The following is a 23,176-nucleotide window of genomic DNA, read 5'->3' as shown; positions in this document are numbered from 1 at the left end:
TCTTTTGATGGGCCGTGCATGACGCCCCCGTGACATTTGGCGCAAAAATCCCTATGTGCGCGCCGATCATGGCAACCAAAATCCCCGACGCGCCGAAGATCGGCATGGTTTCGCTCGGCTGTCCCAAAAATCTGGTGGACAGCGAACGGATCCTCACCAAGCTGCGATCCGACGGCTATCAGATGTCCGCCGACTATGCCGGCGCCGACGTCGTGCTGGTCAACACCTGCGGCTTCCTCGATTCGGCGAAAGAAGAGTCGCTGGAAGCCATTGGTGAGGCGATGGCCGAAAATGGCCGCGTCATCGTGACCGGCTGCATGGGCGACGAAGCCGACGTGATCCGTGCGAAATTCCCGCAGGTGCTGGCCGTCACCGGCGCGCATCAATATGAGCAGGTGGTCAATGCGGTGCATGATGCATCGCCACCCATCCCCAACGCCTTTGTCGATCTGGTGCCCGAAGGCGGCCTCAAGCTGACGCCGCGCCATTACAGCTATCTGAAGATTTCAGAGGGCTGCAACCATCGCTGCTCCTTCTGCATCATCCCTTCGATCCGGGGCGATCTGGTGTCGCGGCGCATCGACGCGGTGCTGCGCGAAGCGGAAAAGCTGGTCGCGGCCGGCACGAAGGAATTGCTGGTCATCAGCCAGGACACCTCGGCCTATGGCGTCGATACGCGGCACGAAGCGCGCAACTGGAAGGGGCGCGAGGTTCGCGCCCATATGACCGACATGGCGCGCGAACTGGGCCAGTTGCGCACGGCGGACGGCATCGCCCCCTGGGTGCGCCTCCACTATGTCTACCCCTACCCCCATGTCGATCATGTCATCCCGCTGATGGCCGAAGGGCTGCTGACGCCTTATCTGGACATTCCCTTCCAGCATGCCGCGCCCAGCGTGCTGAAAGCGATGAAGCGCCCCGCCAACGAAGCCAAGGTGCTTGACCGCATCCGCAAGTGGCGCAGCATCTGCCCGGACATCGCGATCCGTTCCAGCTTCGTCGTCGGTTTCCCCGGCGAGACGGAGGCCGATTTCCAGTATCTGCTCGACTGGCTGGAGGAAGCGCAGCTCGACCGCGTCGGCGCCTTCCGCTTCGAGCCGGTCGAGGGGGCTGCCGCCAACGCCCTGCCCGGCGCGGTGCCCGAAGAAGTCAAGGAAGAGCGCTATCAGCGCATCATGGAAAAGACCGCCGCGATCAGCGCCGCCAAGTTGCAGGCAAAGGTCGGCCGCATCCTGCCCGTGATCATCGACGAAGTCGGCGAGCCGGACGAGGAAGATGGCAGTATCGGCGCGACCGCGCGAAGCCAGGCCGACGCGCCGGAAATCGACGGCAATGTCTTCCTGCGCGATGTGGGTGAAGGGCGGAAGGCCGGCGACATGTTCGATGTGCTGATCGAGGATGCCGACGACCATGATCTGTATGGCGTGCCGGCCTAAACCCAAATCCTGCCTCCGTTCGTTTCGCGCATAGCCAGAAGCGAACGGAGGGGGAGAAGTCAGGGTTTCACGAACCCATCCTGATATTCGGTCTTGATCGCCTTGCGCATTGCGGCGTCCACCGGCAACGCGACTTCATAGCTGCCCTCCGCATAGGGACCGGCGCTGTAGGGACCGATGATCACGGTCACACCATCAATCAGCTTGCCGTCTTTCGATGCGGGCGCCAGCACCTGCTCCATCGGATCGATGCATTTGGTGAAATCGTCATCACCGCGCACCACCGGCTCTCCGCGCTTTTCCACCCTCTCCCGGTCCAGTTCCTCGCAAAAGCGGTCACGGATCGCCGCCGCAAAGGCCGCTGGCGTCGTCATCAGCGCTTTCACGCTGGTTTCGCGCCGACGGGCCTTGTCCCACAGGACCACGTCATAGCCGGTCATGCCATGTGCGCCGCCGGTATAGACATAGGTTTCAGAGCGCAGCGACAGGAAGCGCGGCGTATCCGCCGCCACGCGCCATTGGGTTTCCAGACTGTGCGGGCGGAAAGGATAGCCCGCCTTTTTCGCAGATTCGCTGTCGGCCTTCGCCATGCTCAACGCGTCGGCCTTGGAGGACTGCGCCTCCTTGCCGAACTTGTCGACCAGAAAGGGGATAGCGGCCGCCTGCGCCGGATAGGCATAGGAAAATTCAAGAAACGCGCTTTTATCCTTTTCTACGAAAGGCTTGGCGGGCGGTGCCGGCTTGGGGGCGCCCACCATGGTCCCGACAAACCGGCTCGCCGCCGCATTGGCCGATGCATTACCGCCCGACGGTTGCTGCGACGGCGAACAGGCGGCGGCCAGCAAGACCGCCGCACATCCATATGCTTTATGCCGCATCAATGCGTCTGGGCCACCCGACACCGTTCACCAACGGCCTTGCGCGCATAGTCGCTGTCAAGCGCACGGCCCGCGTTGGACCAGCCCTCCGCCACCAGCGCCTGCTGCACGGCATTACTATTGTCATAACGTCCGGTTTCGGCGAGCGCATAGGCCCGCGCGCGCGCTGCCTGAAGGCTGCGGTCATCACCATGAATCATCATCCATCTCCTTCTCTGTTATGCGGTAAATCTAGGCTTTCCCATTGATTTGCGCAAAGGAAGAAAGGGTGGACAGTGCCCGGGCGACGATGAAATTTTGGCTTTCCATGGCCGCCGGCTTTCCCTTACACCCGCGCAATGACCGACCTTTCCGATCTGCTCAAGGCAGACAACCAGCAGCCCGCCCGTTCGATCCACCTGATCAGCGCCAAGGACCATGACACATGGCTCGCCAGCCAGCCCGAACGGGTGCGCGCACTGGTCGCGGCGCAGCGTTTCAAGGGCAAGGCCGGGGAACAGGCGATCCTGCCCGGCGACGGCGCGGACGACTGGAGCGTCGTTGCCGCCGTCGCGGACAAGAGCGCCCTGGGAACATGGTGTCTCGCCCGCCTTGCCGAAACCCTGCCGGAAGGCAGCTATCGTCTGGCGGAGGGAACGCCCGGAGCCGCCGCGCTGGGCTGGCTGACAGCGCAATATCGCTTTGACCGCTATCGCAAGGATGATGCCCCCGCCGGCGGCCGCGTGCTGCTGACCAGCGGCGTGGCGCAGATCGACGCGACGGTGCAACTGGCGCGGTCGGTCGCTCTGGTGCGCGACATGGTCAACACCCCCGCTGCCGACATGGGTCCGCCCGATCTGGAAGCGGCCACGGAAAAGGTCGCAAAACTGTTTGGCGCGGTCGTCACCACCACCCGCGGCGATGCGCTGGAACAGGGCTATCCGATGATCCATGCGGTGGGCAAGGCAGCGGACAAGAGCTTCGCCCCGCGCCTCATCGAAATGAGCTGGGGCGATCCGGCCCATCCGCGCATCGCGATCGTGGGCAAGGGCATCTGCTTCGACAGCGGCGGCCTCGACATCAAGCCATCCTCCGGCATGCGCCTGATGAAGAAGGATATGGGCGGCGCGGCTCATGCGCTGGGCCTTGCACGGCTGATCATGGCGGCGCGCCTGCCGGTGCGCCTGCACATGCTGATCGCGGCGGCCGAAAACGCCATTTCCGGCAATGCCTTCCGTCCCGGCGACATTTTGCGCACGCGCAAGGGGCTGACGGTGGAAATCGGCAATACCGACGCCGAAGGACGGCTGGTGCTGGGCGATGCGCTGACCCGCGCAGGCGAGGAAAAGCCCGAACTGGTGATCGACTTCGCGACGCTCACTGGCGCAGCGCGGGTCGCGGTCGGCCCGGACCTTCCTGCCCTCTTCACCAATGATGATGCGCTGGCGGCCGACATGGCGACGCTGGGCGCGCAGGTCGACGATCCGACATGGCGTCTGCCGCTGTGGGATGGCTATGCCGACATGCTGAAATCGGATGTGGCCGACATCAACAATGCCGGCGAAGGCGGCTTTGCCGGCGCGATCACCGCCGCGCTGTTCCTCAAGCGCTTCGTACCGGACGATACGGCATGGCTGCATCTCGACACCTTCGCCTGGCGCCCGTCGGGCAAACCCGGCCGGCCCAAGGGCGGCGAAGCGCTCGGCATGCGCGCCGTTTTCCGCCTGCTTCAGCAACGCTACGAACGGACATCATAAGCCGCGCATCCGTTACGCAACCGGATTGGGAATCGTGCGTTAAGGGTGCATGAACGCACATTCAGCTTCCGACCGTGCCCTGGAAATAGGGCGTTCCGGCCTCCAGCCGCTGGGGGAGTGGATGCGGACCCTGGTCGATTATGTCCGGTCGGGCAAACCGGACCTGACCAATCGGCAAATGGCTCTGATGATGACCGTCTATATCGGTTCCGGCCCGCATACGGTGCGCGGTCTGGCCGAAGCGCTGCATGTGTCGAAGCCGGTCATTACACGCGCCCTCAACAAGCTTTCGGCGCTCGGCTACCTCCGCCGGGAGCGGGACGCAGCTGATCGTCGTAATATTTTCATCACCCGGACGCCAAAAGGCGCGGAATTCCTTGACGCCTTTCACCATTTCATCGCAGGAACCGCGCGCGATGAACGGCACGAACACCCCCACGCGGAACGCACCGCCTGAAAGAACCCGGTTCAAGCTGGACGGCCGATCGGTCGCGCTTGACCGCCGCGTCCATGCTGCGCGCGGCGATCTCGCCGACCTTGCGCTGGCGGGCACGCTTTTCTCCGCCCATTATGCGCGCGCTGTCGCGCTGACTTGCGTCGCGCCCGGCGCGCCCATTCTGTCGGCCGCGTCACCGACGTCGGAAGCCGTCAGCGAATTGCTGCGCGGCGAAATCTTCCATGCGCTCGATGTGACGACCGATTGGGCCTGGGGCTTTTGCGGCCATGACGGCTATGTCGGCTATGTGCGTCGCGATGCTCTGGATGTGGAGGATAAGCCGACCCATCGCATTTCCGCTGCGGTGGCGCCTCTCTTCAGCGCGCCGGACATTAAATCGCCGATCGCCGACTATTGGCCGCGCAGCGCCCGTTTCTCGGGCGAGGTGCAGGGCGACTTCATCGCCTGCGCCGACGGCTTCATTCACATTCGTCACACCGCCCCCGCCGCCGATCTGGAGTCGGACTGGGTGGCCGTAGCGAAATCCTATATCGGCCGCCCCTATGTCTGGGGAGGCCGTGGCCATCGCGGCATCGACTGTTCGGGTCTGGTACAGGTCGCCCTGGGCGCCGCCGGCACCGCCGTTCCGCGCGACACCGACCTGCAATGCGAAGGCATTGGCGAACCGATCGACAGCGAAGCGCCGCTGCAACGGGGCGACCTCATCTTCTTTCCCGGCCATGTCGGCATCATGACCGATGGCAAGACTCTGCTCCACGCCAACGCCTATTGGATGTCCGTGGTGCGCGAACCGCTGGCGGACGTCGTCGCGCGCTTGGCCGATACGCATGTCCAGCCCATCATCGCCCGGCGGAGGTTGACGCCATGAGCACGAAGATCTTCATCGACGGCGGCCATGGCACGACCGGCATCGAAATTGCCGATCGGCTTGCCGATCGCCCCGAACTCTCGCTGATCACCGTCCCGGAAGAGAAGCGTCGAGACGCCGATGCGCGCCGCGATGCGCTCAACGCTGCCGACATTGTCATCCTCTGCCTGCCGGACGATGCTGCGCGCGAAGCCGTGTCGCTGATCGACAATGATCATACCCGCGTCATCGACGCTTCGACCGCGCATCGGGTCGCGGATGGATGGACCTATGGCTTTCCCGAACTGGAGCCGGGCCATCGGGATGTGCTGGCCAACAGCCGCTTCGTCGCCAATCCGGGCTGCTGGCCCACCGGCTTTCTGGCGCTGGTGCGGCCGCTGGTGCTGACAGGACTGCTCCCCGCAGATTGGCCGGTGACGGTGTCGGGCGCATCGGGCTATTCGGGCGGCGGCAAGGCGATGATCGCCGATTATGAAGGCGCAGCGGGCGCGCCCAGCGCTTTCCTGCCCTATGGCCTTACGCTGGCGCACAAGCATGTGCCGGAAATGACCCGCTACTCCGGCCTTGCTCATCCGCCGCTCTTCGCGCCGGCCGTGGCCAATGCCTATCGCGGCATGATCGTGGAAGTGCCGCTGCAATTGCGCGCCATGCCCGGCACGCCGTCTGTTGCCGATCTGCATGCAGCGCTTGCCGCCGCCTATGCCGGATCGCCGATCGTCAGCGTCGCCGCGCTGGAGGACAGCGCCGCCATGGGCAATGTCTCGTTGGAGCATGTCGGCGCAACCGATCGCCTGGCTTTGTTCGTTTTCGGCAATGAAGATCGCGGTCAGGCGCGGCTGGTCGCGGCGCTCGACAATCTGGGCAAGGGCGCAGCGGGCGCTGCCGTCCAGAATCTCAACATATTGGCGGGCCTGCCCGAAACGGCAGGACTGCGCCTCTAGAGTATTTTGAAGTCATCTGAAACAGATGACGGCTCGCAAAATACGGAAAACAAAAGACTCTCAGTGGATCGTTCCGAGCGGTTGATTGTAGGCAAGCAGCACGATCAGCCGCTCAATCTGCCGCCAGTGGCAGAAATGGATATGATTGCCCTGATCGAGACTGCGGTCGGCGCGCGCGGCCGCTTCATAGCCGGCATCCGCGCCAAACAGCGTCATCAGTTCGGCGGCATCCTCATAGCTCTTGCGGTTCGCAAGATATGGCACCTGCATTGTAACCCCCGACTTTTCTTGGCGACCTTTTGCCTGACGCGCCATTCAATCCCCATGCCATTTCAACGCCTTGGCTCATATGGCCGGCCACGAGGGTGAATCCGATATTAGCCAAGTCCCACCTTGGAACGATTGTCCGGCAACGGGACAGATCGTCCCACAACAAGGCAATGGCGCGCCGCCCATAAACCCGCTGGCCTTCCCCTGCGGCCCATGGCAAGGACCGGACATGAGCAAGGGCAATAGCAACCCCACCGGCGCCGGCGCAATCATCGCTTTCCTCATATTGGGCGGCGCCATCGTTGGCGGCATGATGGGCCAGCCCAGCATCGGACTGCTTGCAGGGGCCGCGCTTGGCATCCTGATCGCCCTTCTCCTCTACCTGCGCGAACGCGGCAAATAAGCGCGACTCTCCCACCGCATCGACCTTGCTCACCGCTTCGCGCCCGCATAGATGTGGACGCATGAAGAAGCATTTCATTGCCCTGCCGCTCGTCGCCCTGGCTCTGGCCGGCGGCGTTTTTCTTTATCTGGCGCAGGGCGACACCGCCCAACTGCCCGTAGGATCCGACACCGGACGCGAACCGGTCTTCACCAGCCCGCGCAGCGAAATGTTGCCCACAATCAACATTGCCGAAGTGAAACCATGGAAGGGCGATGCCAAACCCGTTGCGGCCAAGGGGCTGGCCGTTGCGCGCTTCGCTGACGGCCTTGCCCATCCGCGTTCGATGCTGCGCCTGCCCAATGGCGACATATTGGTCGCCGAAACCAACAGCCCGCCGCGCCCGAAGGACGGCCTCGTCCAGCGGGTCATGAATTATTTGATGAACAAGGCCGGCGCCGGCGTCCCTTCGGCCAACCGCATCACCCTGCTGCGCGACGCCGATGGAGACGGCAAGGCGGAAACAAAGACCGCCTTCCTCACCGGCCTCAACTCGCCCTATGGCATGGCGCTGATCGGCGACACGCTCTATGTCGCCAACACCGACGCGCTGATGGCCTTCCCCTATAAGGAAGGTGCCCTCAAGATCGCCGCCAAGGGCCGCAAGATCATCGATCTTCCCGCCCAGGCGCCCAATCAGCACTGGACCAAGAGTCTGGCCGCCAGCCCGGAAGGGCTGCTCTATGTCGGCATCGGTTCCAACAGCAATATTGGCGACAATGGGCTGGAAGTGGAGAAGGGCCGCGCCCTCGTCCTCGAAGTCAATCCCAAGTCCGGTTATAAGCGCATCTTCGCATCGGGTCTGCGGAACCCGGTCGGCCTGGCGTTTGAGCCAAAGAGCGGCGCTTTGTGGGGCGTAGTCAATGAACGCGACATGCTGGGCGGCGATCTCGTCCCCGACTATCTGACCCGTGTTGAATTTGGCGCTTTCTATGGCTGGCCGTGGAATTACTGGGGCGGCTATGAGGATCGCCGCGTTCAGCCGCAGCGCCCGGAAATCCGGGAATATACCAAGCGCCCCGATTATGCGCTGGGCAATCATGTCGCCCCGCTCGGCCTCACTTTCGCCGACAAGGTTCAGCTTGGCGCGCCCTATACCGACGGCGCCTTTGTCGGCCTGCACGGCAGTTGGAACCGCAAGCCCGCCGCCGGCTACAAGGTCGTCTATGTCGGCTTTGACGATGGCGAGGCTGGCAAGGCCAAGCCCGTCGACATCCTGACCGGCTTCCTCGACAAGGATGGCGCGGCGCAGGGCCGCCCGGTTGACATCACCGCCGACGCCAAGGGCGCCCTGCTGGTCAGCGACGATGTCGGCGGCGTAATCTGGCGGGTCACGAAGGCGAAGTAGCACCTCTGAATTGCGTTCGTGGCGCACCGGTGCCAGCCCACACCCCCACCCGACCACCCAGACATAGTATCCTGATGGGTGGTCGGGTGGGGGTGTGGGCTGGCACCGTATCGAAAATGCGCGCTTTCGCGCATTTTCCAATTAAACTCTTATATCGTCAGTCCGTTTCGCCCGGCCAGTTCCACCACATATTGCCAGGCAACCCGGCCCGATCGACTGCCGCGCTGCGTTGCCCACTGGATCGCCTCCAGCGGATCGAAGATCAGGCCCAGCTTGCCGGCATAGCCGCTGACGATCGCGACATAGGCGTCCTGATCGATCGCGTGGAAACCCAGGCTCAAGCCGAACCGATCGGACAGCGCCATCTTGTCGTCGATCACATCGCGCGGATTGACGGGGTCATCCTGTTCGGCCAGATGGCGCGGCACGATATGGCGGCGGTTGGACGTCACATACAGGCGGACATTCGCCGGCCGCGCCGCCGTCCCGCCCTGCAACAACGACCGCAATGCGCGGGCATCCCCCACGCCATGATCGTCAAAGCCCAGATCGTCGAGGAACAGGATGAACGGGCGCGTCGTCCCGCGCAGCAGCGCAAACAGCTTTGGCAGGCTTGCCAGTTCGTCAATCGCGCATTGCATCAGGGCGATATTCTGCCCCTCAGCCTGCAGCCGGCCGACCACGCCCGCAACCACCGCCGATTTGCCGGTGCCCCGCGCCCCCCACAACAGCACGTCGTGCGCGGCATGGCCGGCGGCATGGCGACGGCTATTGTTCAGCAGCGCGCTCTTTTGCGCGTCGATCCCGCTCAACAGAGCATAATCCATCGGCGCGAACGCCTCCACCGCATGGATAGCGTGGCCGTCCCAGACATAGGCTGGGGCAGCCTCCAGATCGGCGGAAATGGGCGGCGGCGGGGCCAGGCGCTCCAGCGCCTCGGCGATGCGGGTCAGAAGTGCGTCAGTCATGGCGGCGGCTTAACCGCCCTGCCCCGCCCAGACAAGCTGCCTCACCATCGGCATCAGATATTGCAGCTTTGTCATGGTCGTTACGCAATGGCCTTTTACTCGCGGAAATCGGGGACTATATCGCGGGGGCCGTGACTATCGCACAATCAGCCTTTTCCACCCGATCCTGCCGCTATGGCGCTGAAGCGCTGCGTGAGGCAGCCTTGCTGATCCGCGCCGGAGAACCGGTCGCCGTTCCCACCGAAACCGTCTATGGCCTGGCCGCCGATGCGACCGACAGCAGCGCCGTGGCCGCCATCTACAGCGCGAAAGGACGCCCCAGCTTCAACCCGCTGATCGTCCACGTCGCCGACCGCGATATGGCGCAGCGACTGGCGGACTTCTCGCCCGTGGCGCAAAAGCTGGCCGACCGCTTCTGGCCCGGCCCCCTGACTTTGGTGCTGCCTGTCCGCGCCGACAGCGGCCTGTCGCCGCTGGTGATGGCCGGCCTGCCAACCGTGGCGTTGCGCCTGCCCGCCCATCCGGCGATGCGTGCGCTGATCCGCGAAAGCGGCTGCCCCCTCGCCGCCCCGTCCGCCAACCGCAGCGGATCGATCAGCCCGACGCGCGCCGAACATGTGCTCGCCAGCCTCAATGGCAAGATCCGCATGATCCTGGACGAAGGTCCGACCAGCGAGGGCCTGGAATCCACCATCGCCGCGCCGGAGGCCGATCGCGTCCGCCTGCTGCGTCCCGGCCCGGTGACCGCGGTCATGCTGGCGGAAGCGACCGGGCTGCCCGTCATGATCGGCGGCGACACGAAGATAGAGGCGCCCGGCCAGCTCGAAAGCCATTATGCCCCGTCAAAGCCGGTGCGCCTTGACGCCCTGCGCGCGGAAAAGGATGAATATCTGATCGGCTTCGGGCTGATGCCCTGCCACATCAATCTCAGCCCCGAAGCCGACCTGCATGAAGCGGCGGCCAATCTCTTCGCTGCGCTGCACATCGCCGACGCCAGCGCCACGCCCCGCATTGCCGTAGCTCCCATCCCGATGGAGGGCATAGGCGCCGCAATCAACGACCGGCTGAAACGCGCGGCCGCCTGATCGCGGGCGTCAACCGATCATCCGCAATTGTCGTAACCGGCTTCGCGGCATTGCTTGCGCCGCTCCTTATCCGCCTTCTTGCGCTCCTTGCCCTCGCGCGCTTCCTGCTTGCGCATCTTGCGGCCATAGTTGCGATCGGCTTCGTCCTGGCTGGTCGTCGTCCAGTCCACCACTTGCGACCCCGCCCGCACCGGCGCCGTCACCACGCTCGCCACCGTGCGCACGCATCCCTGCAGCGCCAGCAGCAGCAGGGGCGTCGCCAACATCATCTTCTTCATCGTTCAATCCCCAACCCGTTGATCCGCCCGCTCATGCCATGGCGCAGATGGACCTGCACCTAAGAACGCCGTGAAAGACTATCGCCCGTCGCGGCGCAAAGAAAAAGGCCCGGCGAACTATTCGCCGGGCCTTTTCACATTCTCTATTCTATGTCGCGATCAGCGGCGATCGCCCATGAAGCGCAGCAGGAACAGGAACATATTGATGAAGTCGAGATAGAGGTTCAGCGCCCCCAGCACCACCGACTTGCCCATCATGTCCGTACCCGCGACATGCGCGTAGATGCTCTTGATCTTCTGCGTGTCATAGGCGGTCAGGCCGGCAAACAGCAGGACGCCAACGATGCTGATGACCAGATCCATCGCGCTGGACTTGAGGAAGATGTTGATCAGGCTGGCGACCAGCAGACCCACCAGACCCATGATCAGGAAGGTGCCGAAACCCGACAGATCCTTCTTGGTGGTGTAGCCATAAAGGCTCAGCCCCGCAAAGGCCGCCGCCGTCGCGAAGAAGGTCTGCGCGATCGACGTGCCGGTATAGACCAGGAAGATCGAAGACAGCGACAGGCCCATCACCGCGGCATAGGACCAGAACAGCGCCTGCATCGTGACGGTCGACAGGCGATTGACGCCCAGGCTCATCACCATCACGAACACCAGCGGCGCAAACATGATGACATATTTCAGGATGCCGGGGCCTGCCAGAATCTGAAACGCAAGCCCGCTCGATGCGAACAGCATCGCGACCACGCCGGTCAGCAGCACGCCGCTCGCCATATAATTATACACCGACAGCATGTAACGGCGCAGCCCGGCGTCGAACGCCTCGCCACGCGCGGCGGTGGCGCCGCCGCCAAAGCCCGCAATGTCGGAACGGGGATCGGACCAGTTGGCCATGAATAATTCTCCTTTGCCGATACTCTTTACCGGCTTGTCCTATTATCGGCGCAACGCGGTCCGACTTCAAGCCAAACCGGCATCGTGACCAGTTCGTCACGAACAGGACAGCCAATCGCCACCCGCCCATTACAAAGGTGACATCAACCTCGCTTAGCGCCCCGACTCGCGCGCGCCAACGGCATGACCGCAAAAGAATGCGGCAAATCCTGTCTGCCGCCCTATATGAACGATATGTATCGCCTGTTCGTCGCCATCCGCCCGCCCGCCGAACAGCGCGCGCATCTTCTGTCGCTGATGGCCGGGGTGGAGGGCGCCCGCTGGCAGGATGATGACCAGCTTCATCTGACATTGCGCTTCATCGGCGAAGTGGATCGCCATAGCGCCAATGACATCGCCGATGCGCTGGCGGGAATCCGTTTTGCGCCGTTCGACATTCATCTCGATGGCGTGGGCAGCTTCGATCGCAAGGGCGTTGTCGACACCCTCTGGGCCGGGGTCCAGCCGCGCGATCCGCTCGCCGCACTCCACAGGAAGATTGATCGCGCCTGCGTCTCGATCGGGCTGGAGCCGGAAAGCCGCGCCTATCTGCCGCATATCACCTTGGCGCGGTTTGGCCGCGCGGGCGGCTTCATCGATCCGTTTCTTGCGCGCCATGCCGGCTTGTCAGGCACGCCATTCCGGGTCGGCAGCTTCCATCTTTATGAAAGCCGGATCGGCCATGGCGGCGCGACCTATCACCCGATCGAGGAATATCAGGCCAGCAGCCCGGATCGCACCAGCGAACCGGGCTGAGCCTTTTCAAATCATTTCGCACTCAGCACGCCGCACGCCACGCGGCCGCCGGCATTACCCGCAGGGTCGCTGACATTGTCGTCGGCCTGCGCATGGATCACGATCGCCGCGCCGTCCGCGTCCAGCAATGGCGTCTCGCCACCGCTGATCGCGCCGCCGGGGACATGATATTCGATAGCCCCAGTGCCGTCGGGCGCAACCGTCATATTGGGCATGTCGCCCATATGCATGCCGGCGGGATTATCCTTGCCATGCTTGCGCGCGGTCGGATTCCAGTGGCCGCCTGCGCTGGTGAAGTCCGGGCCGACGCACTGGCCGGTCGTGTGGATGTGCACGGCATGAATGCCCGGCGTCAGCCCCTGCGCCTTGACCACGACATGCAGGCCATCGCCCGCCTCGGTGACGGTCGCCGTGCCGCGCGCCGCGCCGTCGCCTGCGGCCAGCTTGGCCGAAGCGGTCGGCGCCGGGGTCGTACTGCCCCCGGTCGTTGCACAGGCCGACGCGGCCAGCGCGAATGGCAGGGCGGCGAAAAGCGGAATCATCTTCATATGAAACTCCCGGAAGGCAGGATGCAGGTCTATCGCGCGAACGCGGCACAGGCTATTTTGTTGCCGATACGCATCGATTTGTCACCCCTCAACCTACTGATTTTCATTATCATCGGTTGGAATCGGACCGCAGCCACGCCCTCCGGCATGGCGCTACCACCGGGACAGCCGCCCCGTCTCAGCCTTCGATCCGCGCCGCAAAGCCCTTGCGCAGCTTCGCCAGCTTGGGCGGGATGACCGCCATGCAATAGGGGTTCTGGTCGCCAACCCGATCCCAATATTTCTGGTGATAATCCTCCGCCGGATACCAGGGCGCATCCGGCTCGATCGCGGTCACGATCGGGTCGCTCTGATCCGCCTGCGCCCGTTCGATCCCGGCGCGGGCCTCCGCCGCCTGTTCCGGCGAATGGGGGAAGATGGCGGACCGATATTGGGTGCCGACATCATTCCCCTGCCGATTCAGCGTCGTCGGATTATGAGTCGCGAAGAAAATGTCCAGCAGATCGGCATAGCTGATGACCGTCGGATCATAGGTGATGCGGATCGCCTCGGCATGGTCGGTCGCGCCCGAACAGACCTGTTCATAGGTCGGATTGGGCACCTTCCCGCCAATATAGCCGCTCTCAACGCCCTGAACGCCCTTCAAATTCTGATAGACCGCCTCCGTGCACCAGAAGCAGCCCCCGGCCAGCGTCGCGATTTCCTGCGTCATCATCGATTCCTTAACTCTGCGAAGCGTTAGACAGCACCAGCCCGCTCCCCCACCCGGCCACCCTACGCCAGTATTCTATGGGTGGTCGGGTGGGGGAGCGGGCTGGTGCGGATCATGCGCCGTCAGGCGCATCACCAGACGCCGCACAGATAGGAAGGATCAGGCCGCTGTTCCAGCCTCTTGCCGCGCGGCTTCCGCTTTCGCCCGCTCTTCGGCCACCAGTTCCTTGCGCGACAGCTTGCCGACCAGCGTCTTGGGCAGGTTCAGGCGCACTTCCACCTCGCACACCCGTTCATGCTTGCCCAGTTGCGGATTGAGCCAGTCCTTCAGGTCCGGCCCGTCCATCTCCGCGCCCTCGTTCAGCGTCACGAACGCCTTGGGCTGTTCGCCGCGATACCGATCGGGCACGCCAATCACCAGCGCTTCCTTGACCGCCGGATGATGGTACAGCACCGCCTCGACCTGACTCGGGAACACCTTGAACCCGCCAACCGCGATCATGTCCTTCAGCCGGTCGACGATCTTCACATAGCCATCTTCGTCGACGATGCCGACATCCCCGGTGCGGACATATTCGCCGACAAACACCTCTGCATCCGCATCAGGTCGGTTCCAATAGCCCTTCATGATCTGCGGCCCGGCAAACAGCAATTCGCCCGGCTCGCCCTCCGGCGGCGGTTTGGTGGGATCTTCGCGGTCGACCAGCTTGACGCGCGTGCCGGGCACCGGCTGCCCCACCGTCCCGGTCTTGTTCAGCCCCTCATAGGGGTTGGTGCACACGATCGGGCTGGTTTCGGTCAGGCCATAGCCTTCGATCAGCCGCGCGCCGGTCGCCGCCTCGAATTTCTGCTTCACCTCCAGCGGCAGCGGCGCCCCGCCGGAAATGCACGCCCGCAAAGAGGAGAAATCGACATTGCGGATCGCCGGATGGTCCAGCAGCGCCTGATACATGGTCGGCACGCCCGGCAGCGACGTCGCCTTGACCCGCTGCACCGCCGCCAGCACCTGCGCCGCGTCGAAACGCGGCAGCATCACCATCTCCCCGCCATTCACCACCGTCCTGTTGAGCGTGCAGGTATTGGCGAACACATGGAAGAAGGGCAGCACCGCGATGATGCGGTCCTCCTCATTGGCGTGCGGGTCGATCGCCTGCGCCTGCCGCGCATTGGCGGTCAGATTCTGGTGCGTCAGCATCGCGCCCTTGGGCGTGCCGGTGGTGCCGCCGGTATATTGCAGCAACGCAATGTCGTTGACCGGATCGATTTCCGCCACCGCGCAATCGCCCTTGTTCGCCATGAACCGGTCATAGCGGATGACGCGCGGATCGTTGGGCAACGCCACGCACTCGCTCGCCTTGAACCAGCGGAACAGGAGGGATTTGACCGGCGACAGCACTTCCGCCACCGATCCCACGATCAGCGTTTCCAGCGTGCTATGCTCCAGCACCTCCAGAGCCGTGGGCAACAGCGCCTTGGCCGACAGGGTGAACAGGATCTTCGTGCCGCTATCCTCGACCTGATGCTCCAGTTCGGCGGCGGTATAGAGGGGAGAGAAATTGACGACGATCGCGCCGGCCATCAGCGCGCCATAATAGGCCGCGACATAATGGGGCGTGTTGGGCAGGTACAGGCCGACCCGGTCGCCCTTCTTCACCCCCATGGCCTGCAATCCGCAGGCGATGCGACGGATCTGGCCGTACATCTCGCCATAGCTGAATTTGCGTCCCATGAAGTCGATCATATGGGCGTCGGGATGCGCCGTGGCGCTGTCCGTCACCATCTGTCCCATCGACAGCGGGGGAAGGTCTGATCCCATTTGGTGGGATGACGATAATGATCCGTCAGGATTTTTTCTACGCTCTCCATGGCCCGAAGTGTATGGCCATCATCTGCTTTACGCAAGCGTCAACCAACGAAAAAGGGCTGCCCCGTCAGACGGCGCAGCCCCTTGAAAAATCCAGCGCAGCAGCGGCTTAGCGACAGCCGCCGATGACGCTACGGCATCACACCTCGCCCTTGTTGTTGCTGAACGGGTCGAGGATCGTGGCGGCGCCGGAAATGAATTCGGACTCGCTCTTGAGCGCATCCTCGGCGCGGCGCGCAGCGTCCTCGCGCTCGCGACGCAGTTCGTTGATCAGCGCCTCGCGGTCGCCGTCCAGACGCGAATCGGTCGGCGCCTCGATGCCCGCCTTCTTCGCCGCCTTGCTGACCAGCGAGTCCAGTTCGCGCTGCGAACACAGGCCCAGCGTCACCGGGTCCTTGGGGGTGATGTTGCTGATGTTCCAGTGGGTGCGGTCGCGGATCGCCGCGATGGTGGTGCGCGTGGTGCCGATCAGCTTGCCGATCGCGCCGTCCGAAATTTCGGGATGGTTGCGCAGGATCCAGGCGATGCCGTCCGGCTTGTCCTGACGCTTGCTGACCGGGGTGTAGCGCGGCCCCTTGGTGCGACGGACCGGCTCCGGTCCCTTCAGCATCTTCAGCTTGTAATCGGGGTTGCTTTCGCCCTTGTGGATTTCGTCCATGGTGATTTCATGGGCGCGCACCGGATCGCGGCCGGTATATTTGATGCTGGCGGTATCGTCTGCGATCGCCTGCACTTCCAGGATATGAAGCCCGCAAAATTCCGCGATCTGGTCGAAACTCAGAGCACTGTTGTCGACCAGCCAACTGGCGGTCGCATGGGGCATGAGGGGCTGGGACACGGGACTTCTCCGCACGTAAAAACGATAAGGGCCGCCCAAGCAGGGCGGCCACGACGGATCAGAGATAGAACATCCCGCCGCATCCGGCAAGGAATTCCGCCAAGAAAAGCGTCAGGCGGCGCTTTCGGCAGCATCGGCGATCAGGTCGGGATCGATTTCATGAAGGCCGGACAAAAATTCCTCCGCGCTCCTTTCCCAACTGAAACTACGGCCATAGGCGGCGCAGCCATCCCGGCCGCATGTCAGCGCCCGCGCGATCGCCACGCCCAGATCCTCCGACAGCGCGCCCGTCTCCGGCGTCACAATATCCACCGGACCCGTCACCGGATAGGCTGCGACCGGCGTGCCGCAGGCCAGCGCCTCGATCATCACCAGCCCGAACGTGTCGGTGCGGCTGGGAAAGACGAACACATCCGCCCCGGCATAGGCGCCGGCCAGTTCCGCCCCGAACAGGGAGCCAAGAAAGCGCGCCTGCGGATAGGCCCGCTCCAGCGCCGCGCGCGCCGGCCCGTCGCCCACCACGACCTTGGTGCCCGGATGGTCGGTCGCCAGAAAGGCTTCCAGATTCTTCTCCACCGCGACCCGCCCGACATAAAGTTGTATCGGCCGGGGCAGATCGGCGAAGATTTCGGGCGGCGGCGCATCGGGCATGAAGGCGGTCAGGTCCACCCCCCTGCCCCATGGCCGCACCCGCGGCAGGCCATGGGCGCGCAACTGGTCCCGCACGGACCGGGTGGACACCAGCACCGCCTGCGCCGGCCCATGGAACCAACGGATATAGCGCCAGAACCACGCCGCCGGCAGCCCGGTGCGCTGCGCCACATAATCGGGGAAATGGGTGTGATAGGCCGTCGTGAACGGCACCCCGCCGCGCAGGCACCAGCGCCGCGCCGCCAGACAGAGCGGTCCCTCCGTCGCCAGATGCACCGCATCGGGCCGGAACGCGGCGATCGCCTGCCCCACCACCCCCGGCCGCACCAGCGCCAGCCTTATTTCAGGATAGGTCGGGCAGGGAATGGAGCCATAAAGGTCGGGCGAGATCACCTCGACCACATGCCCCATCCGCTCCAGTTCGCCCCGGATCGTCTGCAACGTCCGCACCACGCCATTGACCTGCGGCGACCAGGCATCGGTAACGATCGCTATGCGCATGGACTCCATCCCTCTTTCACCGACCTCCGTTCGTTTCGAGCGTGTCGAGAAACGGGTAGACCCGGACATCGACTTCACTCCAAACCAACGGTCGGCGTCTCAAGCCGCCATCCTTACCTTCGCGTCCCGCTCGGCCCGCTCGCGCTTGGCGATCTCGTCGGCCCAGTGCAGCACTTCCATCTGCCCGTCGCCATGCTCGACCAGAGCGGTGCATCCCTCCACCCAGTCGCCGTCATTATAATATTGGATGCCCTCGATTTCGCGCATCTCGGCATTGTGGATATGACCGCACACCACGCCGTCGACACCGCGCGTCCCGGCTTCATGCGCCACCACTTCCTCGAAGCGGGAGATGAAGGACACGGCGTTCTTGACCTTATGCTTGGCCATCTTGCTGAGCGACCAATAGGGCAGCCCCATGCGCTGCCGCACCGCATTCACGACCACATTCAGCCGCATCAGCGTCGTGTAGGCGGCGTCGCCGACGAAGGCGAGCCAGCGATGCGCCAGCATGATCGTGTCGAACTCGTCGCCATGCAGCACCAGCAGCTTGCGCCCGTCTGCCGTCTGGTGGATCGCCTTGCGCCGGATTTCCACCCCGCCAAAGCTCATGCCGGTAAACTGCCGGAACATCTCGTCATGATTGCCGGGGATATAGACGACCCGCGTGCCGCGCTTGGCCCGCTTCATCAGCCGCCACACCACATCATTATGACTGGCCGGCCAGTAGAAACGCTTCTTCAGCCGCCATCCGTCGATAATGTCGCCCACCAGATAGATGGTGTCGCTGTCCACATTGTCGAGGAAGTCGATCAGCATCGCCGCATTGCAGCCGCGCGTGCCAAGGTGAATGTCCGAAATCCAGATGGTGCGATAGCGGCGCCGCTGCCCTTCCCGCTCAGGGATATGGAAACGATCGTCCGCGCCCTCTTCCAACTCGCCCAGAAAGGGCAGGCGCGTAATGGCATTCATGCTGCGATCCCCAAAGATCAACGTCCTCGGGAGCGACTCCTTAACGCCGCAATGTTACAGTTCCGAAGGGAATATGACGGAAATGCTACGGTTCCCGGGGGTTTCTAGCCAGCTTGTTACATCGTCATGCCAGCGAAGGCTGGCATCCCATTTGTTCTTTTTCTCGACGCTACAAGGCAGTGAGATCCCAGCCTTCGCTGGGATGACGAGATAGCCTAAACGCTTTCAGCAGAACCATAGCTGGTGCATTGCGCGAAGAAAATCCTTTGCGCCGACAGGGTAGCCCGACGCCGAACCGATCACGGAGTCGACGCCACAATTGGGACATAAGGCTGTCCCCTGTCCTTCATCCAGCCATTCTTCGACATGCGAAGCGACGAATGTGGAGCAACAGTAGAAACAGCCGCAAACCTCACTCCGCTGCAACTCTTCCCGATGATCGGTAGAATGTTCGCGTGCCGCTTTCAGATTTGCGAGAGAAATTTCCATAGCGCTATTCTGGCTTGGGCCGTCATTACCCGACGCCGCCCCCCCTCAAACCACCAGCACGATCTTCCCGAAATGCTCGCCCGCATCCATCCGCGCATGCGCCCCGGCCGCATCCGTCAGCGCGAACCGCTGGTCCATCGCCGGCCGCAATTTCCCCTCGCCCACGAAGGACCAGACATTGCGCATCAGTTCATCGGCAACCAGGCTCTTGAAGCCAGTCGACCGCGCCCGCAGAGTCGATCCGGTGATGGTCAACCGCTTCGTCATCACTGTCGGGATGAACAGGCTCGTCTTCGCCCCGCCCAGCACGGCGATCGACACATGCCGACCATCCTCGGCCAGACAGTCGAGGTTGCGCGGCACATAATCGCCGCCCACCATGTCCAGCACCGCCTGACATCCCTGCCCGCCGGTGATCGCCTTCACTTCCGCGACATAATCCTGCGTCTTGTAATTGATCGCATGATCCGCGCCCCACTCCTTCGCAGCCAAGCATTTTTCGTCAGACCCGCAGGTAACGATGATGGTCACGCCGAACAGATTGCAAAGCCTTATCGCCATCGTGCCGATGCCGCTGGTGCCGCCATGCACCAGCACCGTGTCGCCCGCCACCACATAGGCGCGCTCGAACAGGTTGGTCCACACCGTAAACAGCGTCTCCGGCAGCGCCGCCGCCTCGGCCAGATCATAGCCGTCGGGCACCGGCAGACATTGCCCCGCAGGCGCGACCGCATATTCCGCATAGCCCCCGCCCGCCAGCAGCGCGCAGACCTTCTGCCCGATCAGCGCGTCCGCGCCGCTTCCGGCCGCGACGATGGTGCCGGCCACTTCCAGCCCCGGAATGTCGCTGGCGCCCGGCGGCGGCGGATATTTGCCCTGGCGTTGCAGCACATCCGGCCGGTTCACGCCCGCCGCAGCGACCTTGATCAGCACTTCACCTGCACCCGGAACCGGCACCGGCCGCGTTTCGGGCACCAGCGCCTCCGGTCCGCCCGGCGCGGCGATGCCGATCGCCGTCATTTCGCTTGGCACCATCAAACCGTCCGCCATAGAGCCGCCCCCGCAAGCTGCTGTCGTGCTGCACCGCACCAAAATCGACGGGCGGAGCGAGCGCCCTTATTGACAGAGTGGGCAACAGGGTCAACATTGCGATTCATGGACTTGGAAGACTATCTGCCGCGCAAGGGAGATGATCCGCTGGCCCGCCTGCTGACACAGGATCTGGGGCCATTGTCCATGGCTGAACTGGAAAGCCGCGTCGCCGCGCTCGAAGCGGAAATCCAGCGTACCAAAGCGAAGATGGAAAGCGCTGTTAACCACAAGGCAAATGCCGAGGCGCTATTCAGGAAATGAACCGGCGCCACCGTCCAATCCCCCTTCAGGGTCATTTCGGACATGGTCAGTCTGGCAATTCCGGCGATCGGGGGCGCGCCCTTGATCCGTCGTCGAGCAATGCCGACATAGGGTTCAAGGTCGCTCCCCAAGGGAGCTTGGAGTAAGAAAATATGCCTTCATTCGCACCCGCCCTTGAAACCACCCTGCACAATGCGCTGACCCACGCGTCGGAGCGCAAGCATGAATATGCCACGCTGGAGCATCTCCTCCTGGCATTGATTGATGACGAACATGCGTCAAAGGTGATGCAGGCGTGCGGCGTGGAACTGGGCGAACTGGGCGACACCGTCACCCATTATCTCGACACCGAACTCGACAGCCTGAAGGTCGAAGGGGCCAGCGATCCCTCCCCCACCAGCGGCTTTCAGCGCGTGGTTCAGCGCGCCATCCTCCATGTCCAGTCGTCCGGCAAGGATGAAGTGACCGGCGCCAATGTGCTGGTCGCGCTCTTTTCCGAACGCGAATCCTATGCGGTCTATTTCCTGCAACAGCAGGATATGAGCCGCCTCGACGCCGTCAGCTACATCAGCCACGGCGTTGGCAAGGGCACGCCCACGCCCGAGCGTCAGGAAACCAAGGGCGCCGCCGCCGAGGAGGAAAAGAAGGTGCAGGACGGAAAGGCCAAGAAGGACAGCGCCCTCGACCAGTTCACCGTCAACCTCAATGAAAAGGCGGATCGCGGCAAGGTCGATCCGCTGATCGGCCGCACCGCCGAAGTCGAACGCACGATCCAGATCCTGTGCCGCCGGTCAAAGAACAACCCGCTCTATGTCGGCGATCCCGGCGTGGGCAAGACCGCCATTGCAGAGGGTCTGGCGCGCAAGATCATCGAAGGCGAAGTGCCCGAAGTCCTGAAAGACGCCGTCATCTATTCGCTCGACATGGGCGCGCTGCTGGCCGGCACCCGCTATCGCGGCGATTTCGAGGAACGGCTGAAGGCGGTCGTCACCGAACTGGAAAAGATGCCCCACGCGGTGCTCTTCATCGATGAAATCCACACCGTCATCGGTGCCGGCGCGACCAGCGGCGGCGCGATGGATGCGTCCAACCTCCTGAAACCTGCCCTGTCGGGCGGCACGATCCGCTGCATCGGCTCGACCACCTACAAGGAATTTCGCAACCATTTCGAAAAGGACCGGGCCCTGCTGCGCCGGTTCCAGAAGATCGACGTCAACGAACCCACGATCGAGGATACGATCAAGATCCTGACCGGTCTGCGCACCGCGTTCGAGGAGCATCATCACGTCAAATATACGCCGGACGCGATCAAGGCGGCGGTGGAACTGTCGGCGCGTTACATCAACGACCGCAAGCTGCCCGACAAGGCGATCGACGTGATCGACGAAGTCGGCGCGATGCAGATGCTGGTGGTGCCCTCCAGGCGCAAGAAGACGATCACCCCCAAGGAGATCGAACAGGTCATCGCAACCATGGCCCGCATCCCGCCCAAGACGGTGTCGGCCGATGACAAGAGCGTGTTGGAAAGCCTGACCACGGACCTCAAGCGCGTCGTCTTCGGCCAGGACAAGGCGATCGAAGTGCTGTCCTCCGCGATCAAGCTGTCGCGTGCGGGCCTGCGCGATCCCGACAAGCCGATCGGCAACTATCTCTTCTCCGGCCCCACCGGCGTCGGCAAGACGGAAGTCGCACGGCAACTCGCCCATCTGCTCGGCATCCCGCTCCAGCGGTTCGATATGTCGGAATATATGGAACGGCACTCGGTCAGCCGCCTGATCGGCGCCCCTCCGGGCTATGTCGGCTATGATCAGGGCGGCCTCCTGACCGACGCGGTCGATCAGAATCCGCACAGCGTGCTGCTGCTCGATGAAATCGAAAAGGCGCACCCGGACCTGTTCAACATCCTCTTGCAGGTGATGGACAATGGCCGCCTGACCGATCATCACGGCAAGACCGTCGATTTCCGCAACACCATCCTCATCATGACCACCAATGCCGGTGCGTCGGACATGGCGAAGGAATCGATCGGCTTTGGCGAACTGACCCGCGAAGATGCGCAGGAAGACGCGGTGAAGAAGCTCTTCACCCCCGAATTCCGCAACCGCCTCGATGCGATCGTGCCCTTCGGCTATCTGCCGCCGGAAATCGTCGCCCGCGTCATCGACAAGTTCGTGCTGCAACTGGAACTGCAACTGGCCGACCGCGACGTCCACATCACCCTGGACGAAGACGCCAAGGCCTGGCTCACCAGGAAGGGCTATGACAAGCTCTACGGCGCCCGCCCGATGGGCCGCCTGATGCAGGAAAAGATCAAGCAGCCGCTGGCCGAGGAACTGCTCTTCGGCAAGCTGGTCCATGGCGGCGAAGTCCATGTCCATATGAAGGACGAGGCTTTGGCCTTCCAGATCACCCCGGCCGCCCCCAAAAAGGGCAAAAAAGGCGGCAAGGCCAAGACCACCGAAGGCACCAAGTAAGCGCCTTCACCCACGAAACGAACAGGGCGGCCTGCGAGGGCCGCCCTTTTTGTATCACTTCCAGCAAATCGGCATGATCACCCGCCTGATCTTGATGACCGCCAAGCAGAGGACGCCTCTCTCATCTTTCACGGAAGAAGGTCTGCTTGGGGTGGATAAGGGACTGTCTTGTTTTCACCGTTATCCCAGCGAAGGCTGGGATCTGGAGCCTCGTAGCGCGTCCTCTCCTGCGACCCCAGCCTTCGCTGGGGTGACGGGTAGTGGCCGAAACGCCCCCTCGTCATGCCGGACTTGATCCGGCATCCCGCTTTTCCCCCTAAATGCAAGACAAGAAGCGGGACCGCGGATCAAACTGTCTTGAGCCTGTCAAAGGGGC

At 63.3% G+C, this 23,176-nt stretch carries 23 protein-coding genes and 1 pseudogene; 11 read left to right on the top strand and 13 right to left on the bottom strand.

From position 1 onward, the window contains the following. The first annotated feature begins 53 nt into the window (after window positions 1-53). Window positions 54-1,436 (top strand): 30S ribosomal protein S12 methylthiotransferase RimO, encoded by a 1,383-nt coding sequence (rimO, locus tag ACFOKF_RS06950; RefSeq protein WP_380797685.1) that lies wholly within the window; start codon window positions 54-56, stop codon window positions 1,434-1,436. 59 nt (window positions 1,437-1,495) lie between these two features. On the opposite strand, the gene ACFOKF_RS06945 is transcribed toward rimO, so the two are convergent. Then, complete coding sequence (locus ACFOKF_RS06945; protein WP_380794321.1) at window positions 1,496-2,314, bottom strand: DUF4163 domain-containing protein; 819 nt, start codon at window positions 2,312-2,314, stop codon at window positions 1,496-1,498. Beyond that, window positions 2,314-2,514 (bottom strand): hypothetical protein, encoded by a 201-nt coding sequence (locus ACFOKF_RS06940; protein ID WP_380797684.1) that lies wholly within the window; start codon window positions 2,512-2,514, stop codon window positions 2,314-2,316. Before ACFOKF_RS06940 ends, ACFOKF_RS06945 begins: the two co-directional genes overlap by 1 nt. A 138-nt stretch (window positions 2,515-2,652) precedes the next feature. Here ACFOKF_RS06940 and ACFOKF_RS06935 point away from each other — a divergent pair, with 138 nt between their 5' ends. The 4 genes from ACFOKF_RS06935 to argC are packed head-to-tail and all read left to right on the top strand — an operon-like array spanning window position 2,653 to window position 6,316. Further along, window positions 2,653-4,050, top strand: a complete 1,398-nt coding sequence (locus ACFOKF_RS06935; protein ID WP_380794319.1) for a leucyl aminopeptidase family protein — start codon at window positions 2,653-2,655, stop codon at window positions 4,048-4,050. A 49-nt stretch (window positions 4,051-4,099) separates the two neighbouring features. Further along, on the top strand, window positions 4,100-4,507 hold the full coding sequence (locus ACFOKF_RS06930) for a MarR family transcriptional regulator (RefSeq protein WP_380794316.1): 408 nt from the start codon (window positions 4,100-4,102) through the stop codon (window positions 4,505-4,507). Continuing rightward, the gene (locus ACFOKF_RS06925; RefSeq protein WP_380794314.1) at window positions 4,467-5,375 is read left to right on the top strand and encodes a C40 family peptidase; all 909 of its coding nucleotides are present in this window, start codon (window positions 4,467-4,469) and stop codon (window positions 5,373-5,375) included. Before ACFOKF_RS06930 ends, ACFOKF_RS06925 begins: the two co-directional genes overlap by 41 nt. Next, window positions 5,372-6,316: an N-acetyl-gamma-glutamyl-phosphate reductase gene (argC, locus tag ACFOKF_RS06920; protein ID WP_380794311.1), complete on the top strand. Its 945-nt coding sequence runs from the start codon at window positions 5,372-5,374 to the stop codon at window positions 6,314-6,316. Before ACFOKF_RS06925 ends, argC begins: the two co-directional genes overlap by 4 nt. 60 nt (window positions 6,317-6,376) lie before the next feature. Here argC and ACFOKF_RS06915 read toward each other — a convergent pair whose 3' ends face one another. Next, window positions 6,377-6,586, bottom strand: a complete 210-nt coding sequence (locus tag ACFOKF_RS06915) for a hypothetical protein (protein WP_380797683.1) — start codon at window positions 6,584-6,586, stop codon at window positions 6,377-6,379. Window positions 6,587-6,815: 229 nt separating this feature from the next. Here ACFOKF_RS06915 and ACFOKF_RS06910 point away from each other — a divergent pair, with 229 nt between their 5' ends. Then, window positions 6,816-6,989: a hypothetical protein gene (locus ACFOKF_RS06910; RefSeq protein ID WP_380794309.1), complete on the top strand. Its 174-nt coding sequence runs from the start codon at window positions 6,816-6,818 to the stop codon at window positions 6,987-6,989. 61 nt (window positions 6,990-7,050) lie between these two features. Next, window positions 7,051-8,376, top strand: coding sequence for a PQQ-dependent sugar dehydrogenase (locus ACFOKF_RS06905; protein WP_380794307.1), 1,326 nt, complete (start codon window positions 7,051-7,053; stop codon window positions 8,374-8,376). A gap of 149 nt (window positions 8,377-8,525) precedes the next feature. Here ACFOKF_RS06905 and ACFOKF_RS06900 read toward each other — a convergent pair whose 3' ends face one another. After that, complete coding sequence (locus tag ACFOKF_RS06900) at window positions 8,526-9,344, bottom strand: ATP-binding protein (RefSeq protein WP_380794304.1); 819 nt, start codon at window positions 9,342-9,344, stop codon at window positions 8,526-8,528. Window positions 9,345-9,475: 131 nt separating this feature from the next. On the opposite strand from ACFOKF_RS06900, the gene ACFOKF_RS06895 reads away from it, so the two are divergent. Continuing rightward, complete coding sequence (locus ACFOKF_RS06895; RefSeq protein WP_380794302.1) at window positions 9,476-10,429, top strand: L-threonylcarbamoyladenylate synthase; 954 nt, start codon at window positions 9,476-9,478, stop codon at window positions 10,427-10,429. 17 nt (window positions 10,430-10,446) lie between these two features. Here ACFOKF_RS06895 and ACFOKF_RS06890 read toward each other — a convergent pair whose 3' ends face one another. Together ACFOKF_RS06890 and ACFOKF_RS06885 are read right to left on the bottom strand one after the other, a co-directional pair. Then, the gene (locus ACFOKF_RS06890) at window positions 10,447-10,707 is read right to left on the bottom strand and encodes a hypothetical protein (protein ID WP_380794300.1); all 261 of its coding nucleotides are present in this window, start codon (window positions 10,705-10,707) and stop codon (window positions 10,447-10,449) included. Between the two features lie 159 nt (window positions 10,708-10,866). Then, entirely contained in the window at window positions 10,867-11,604 is a 738-nt protein-coding gene (locus ACFOKF_RS06885) for a Bax inhibitor-1/YccA family protein (protein ID WP_380794297.1), read from the bottom strand. 234 nt (window positions 11,605-11,838) lie between these two features. Between ACFOKF_RS06885 and thpR the strand changes: the two genes are divergently transcribed. Further along, window positions 11,839-12,399, top strand: a complete 561-nt coding sequence (thpR, locus tag ACFOKF_RS06880) for an RNA 2',3'-cyclic phosphodiesterase (RefSeq protein WP_380797681.1) — start codon at window positions 11,839-11,841, stop codon at window positions 12,397-12,399. A gap of 11 nt (window positions 12,400-12,410) precedes the next feature. Here the strand turns inward: thpR and ACFOKF_RS06875 are convergent, their stop codons facing one another. The 7 genes and pseudogenes from ACFOKF_RS06875 to ACFOKF_RS06845 all read right to left on the bottom strand — a co-directional run bounded on the left by ACFOKF_RS06875 (window position 12,411) and on the right by ACFOKF_RS06845 (window position 20,023). Continuing rightward, window positions 12,411-12,947: a superoxide dismutase family protein gene (locus ACFOKF_RS06875; protein WP_380794295.1), complete on the bottom strand. Its 537-nt coding sequence runs from the start codon at window positions 12,945-12,947 to the stop codon at window positions 12,411-12,413. A gap of 178 nt (window positions 12,948-13,125) precedes the next feature. Then, window positions 13,126-13,659 (bottom strand): peptide-methionine (S)-S-oxide reductase MsrA, encoded by a 534-nt coding sequence (gene msrA / locus ACFOKF_RS06870; protein ID WP_380797680.1) that lies wholly within the window; start codon window positions 13,657-13,659, stop codon window positions 13,126-13,128. A 159-nt stretch (window positions 13,660-13,818) separates the two neighbouring features. Next, window positions 13,819-15,524 (bottom strand): annotated as a pseudogene (locus ACFOKF_RS06865) (long-chain-fatty-acid--CoA ligase). A gap of 137 nt (window positions 15,525-15,661) precedes the next feature. Beyond that, window positions 15,662-16,345: a DUF1013 domain-containing protein gene (locus ACFOKF_RS06860; protein ID WP_298399299.1), complete on the bottom strand. Its 684-nt coding sequence runs from the start codon at window positions 16,343-16,345 to the stop codon at window positions 15,662-15,664. 126 nt (window positions 16,346-16,471) lie between these two features. Then, window positions 16,472-17,512 carry a glycosyltransferase family 4 protein gene (locus ACFOKF_RS06855; RefSeq protein WP_380794292.1) on the bottom strand — a complete coding sequence of 347 codons (1,041 nt, stop codon included), beginning with the start codon at window positions 17,510-17,512 and terminating at the stop codon, window positions 16,472-16,474. A gap of 99 nt (window positions 17,513-17,611) precedes the next feature. Further along, window positions 17,612-18,484: a UDP-2,3-diacylglucosamine diphosphatase gene (locus ACFOKF_RS06850; RefSeq protein WP_380794289.1), complete on the bottom strand. Its 873-nt coding sequence runs from the start codon at window positions 18,482-18,484 to the stop codon at window positions 17,612-17,614. A 534-nt stretch (window positions 18,485-19,018) separates the two neighbouring features. Next, on the bottom strand, window positions 19,019-20,023 hold the full coding sequence (locus tag ACFOKF_RS06845) for an NAD(P)H-quinone oxidoreductase (RefSeq protein ID WP_380794287.1): 1,005 nt from the start codon (window positions 20,021-20,023) through the stop codon (window positions 19,019-19,021). 105 nt (window positions 20,024-20,128) lie between these two features. Between ACFOKF_RS06845 and ACFOKF_RS06840 the strand changes: the two genes are divergently transcribed. Further along, window positions 20,129-20,326 (top strand): DUF1192 family protein, encoded by a 198-nt coding sequence (locus ACFOKF_RS06840; RefSeq protein ID WP_380794284.1) that lies wholly within the window; start codon window positions 20,129-20,131, stop codon window positions 20,324-20,326. A gap of 152 nt (window positions 20,327-20,478) precedes the next feature. Further along, entirely contained in the window at window positions 20,479-22,800 is a 2,322-nt protein-coding gene (clpA, locus tag ACFOKF_RS06835) for an ATP-dependent Clp protease ATP-binding subunit ClpA (RefSeq protein ID WP_380794282.1), read from the top strand. The last annotated feature ends 376 nt before the right edge of the window (window positions 22,801-23,176 follow it).

Origin of the sequence: Sphingobium rhizovicinum, assembly GCF_042647625.1 — a bacterium.
GTDB classification, from domain to species: domain Bacteria; phylum Pseudomonadota; class Alphaproteobacteria; order Sphingomonadales; family Sphingomonadaceae; genus Sphingobium; species Sphingobium rhizovicinum.
The sequence above is the reverse complement of the archived record's forward strand: the minus strand, read 5'-3'. Positions and strand labels throughout refer to the sequence as shown.

What these genes read in the sequence shown, in the direction of transcription:
- rimO (WP_380797685.1), top strand. Translation starts at nt 54, where the DNA reads ATGTGCGCGCCGATCATGGCAACCAAAATCCCCGACGCGCCGAAGATC.
- ACFOKF_RS06945 (WP_380794321.1), bottom strand. Translation starts at nt 2,314, where the DNA reads ATGCGGCATAAAGCATATGGATGTGCGGCGGTCTTGCTGGCCGCCGCC.
- ACFOKF_RS06940 (WP_380797684.1), bottom strand. Translation starts at nt 2,514, where the DNA reads ATGATTCATGGTGATGACCGCAGCCTTCAGGCAGCGCGCGCGCGGGCC.
- ACFOKF_RS06935 (WP_380794319.1), top strand. Translation starts at nt 2,653, where the DNA reads ATGACCGACCTTTCCGATCTGCTCAAGGCAGACAACCAGCAGCCCGCC.
- ACFOKF_RS06930 (WP_380794316.1), top strand. Translation starts at nt 4,100, where the DNA reads ATGAACGCACATTCAGCTTCCGACCGTGCCCTGGAAATAGGGCGTTCC.
- ACFOKF_RS06925 (WP_380794314.1), top strand. Translation starts at nt 4,467, where the DNA reads ATGAACGGCACGAACACCCCCACGCGGAACGCACCGCCTGAAAGAACC.
- argC (WP_380794311.1), top strand. Translation starts at nt 5,372, where the DNA reads ATGAGCACGAAGATCTTCATCGACGGCGGCCATGGCACGACCGGCATC.
- ACFOKF_RS06915 (WP_380797683.1), bottom strand. Translation starts at nt 6,586, where the DNA reads ATGCAGGTGCCATATCTTGCGAACCGCAAGAGCTATGAGGATGCCGCC.
- ACFOKF_RS06910 (WP_380794309.1), top strand. Translation starts at nt 6,816, where the DNA reads ATGAGCAAGGGCAATAGCAACCCCACCGGCGCCGGCGCAATCATCGCT.
- ACFOKF_RS06905 (WP_380794307.1), top strand. Translation starts at nt 7,051, where the DNA reads ATGAAGAAGCATTTCATTGCCCTGCCGCTCGTCGCCCTGGCTCTGGCC.
- ACFOKF_RS06900 (WP_380794304.1), bottom strand. Translation starts at nt 9,344, where the DNA reads ATGACTGACGCACTTCTGACCCGCATCGCCGAGGCGCTGGAGCGCCTG.
- ACFOKF_RS06890 (WP_380794300.1), bottom strand. Translation starts at nt 10,707, where the DNA reads ATGAAGAAGATGATGTTGGCGACGCCCCTGCTGCTGCTGGCGCTGCAG.
- ACFOKF_RS06885 (WP_380794297.1), bottom strand. Translation starts at nt 11,604, where the DNA reads ATGGCCAACTGGTCCGATCCCCGTTCCGACATTGCGGGCTTTGGCGGC.
- thpR (WP_380797681.1), top strand. Translation starts at nt 11,839, where the DNA reads ATGTATCGCCTGTTCGTCGCCATCCGCCCGCCCGCCGAACAGCGCGCG.
- ACFOKF_RS06875 (WP_380794295.1), bottom strand. Translation starts at nt 12,947, where the DNA reads ATGAAGATGATTCCGCTTTTCGCCGCCCTGCCATTCGCGCTGGCCGCG.
- msrA (WP_380797680.1), bottom strand. Translation starts at nt 13,659, where the DNA reads ATGACGCAGGAAATCGCGACGCTGGCCGGGGGCTGCTTCTGGTGCACG.
- ACFOKF_RS06860 (WP_298399299.1), bottom strand. Translation starts at nt 16,345, where the DNA reads ATGCCCCATGCGACCGCCAGTTGGCTGGTCGACAACAGTGCTCTGAGT.
- ACFOKF_RS06855 (WP_380794292.1), bottom strand. Translation starts at nt 17,512, where the DNA reads ATGCGCATAGCGATCGTTACCGATGCCTGGTCGCCGCAGGTCAATGGC.
- ACFOKF_RS06850 (WP_380794289.1), bottom strand. Translation starts at nt 18,484, where the DNA reads ATGAATGCCATTACGCGCCTGCCCTTTCTGGGCGAGTTGGAAGAGGGC.
- ACFOKF_RS06845 (WP_380794287.1), bottom strand. Translation starts at nt 20,023, where the DNA reads ATGGCGGACGGTTTGATGGTGCCAAGCGAAATGACGGCGATCGGCATC.
- ACFOKF_RS06840 (WP_380794284.1), top strand. Translation starts at nt 20,129, where the DNA reads ATGGACTTGGAAGACTATCTGCCGCGCAAGGGAGATGATCCGCTGGCC.
- clpA (WP_380794282.1), top strand. Translation starts at nt 20,479, where the DNA reads ATGCCTTCATTCGCACCCGCCCTTGAAACCACCCTGCACAATGCGCTG.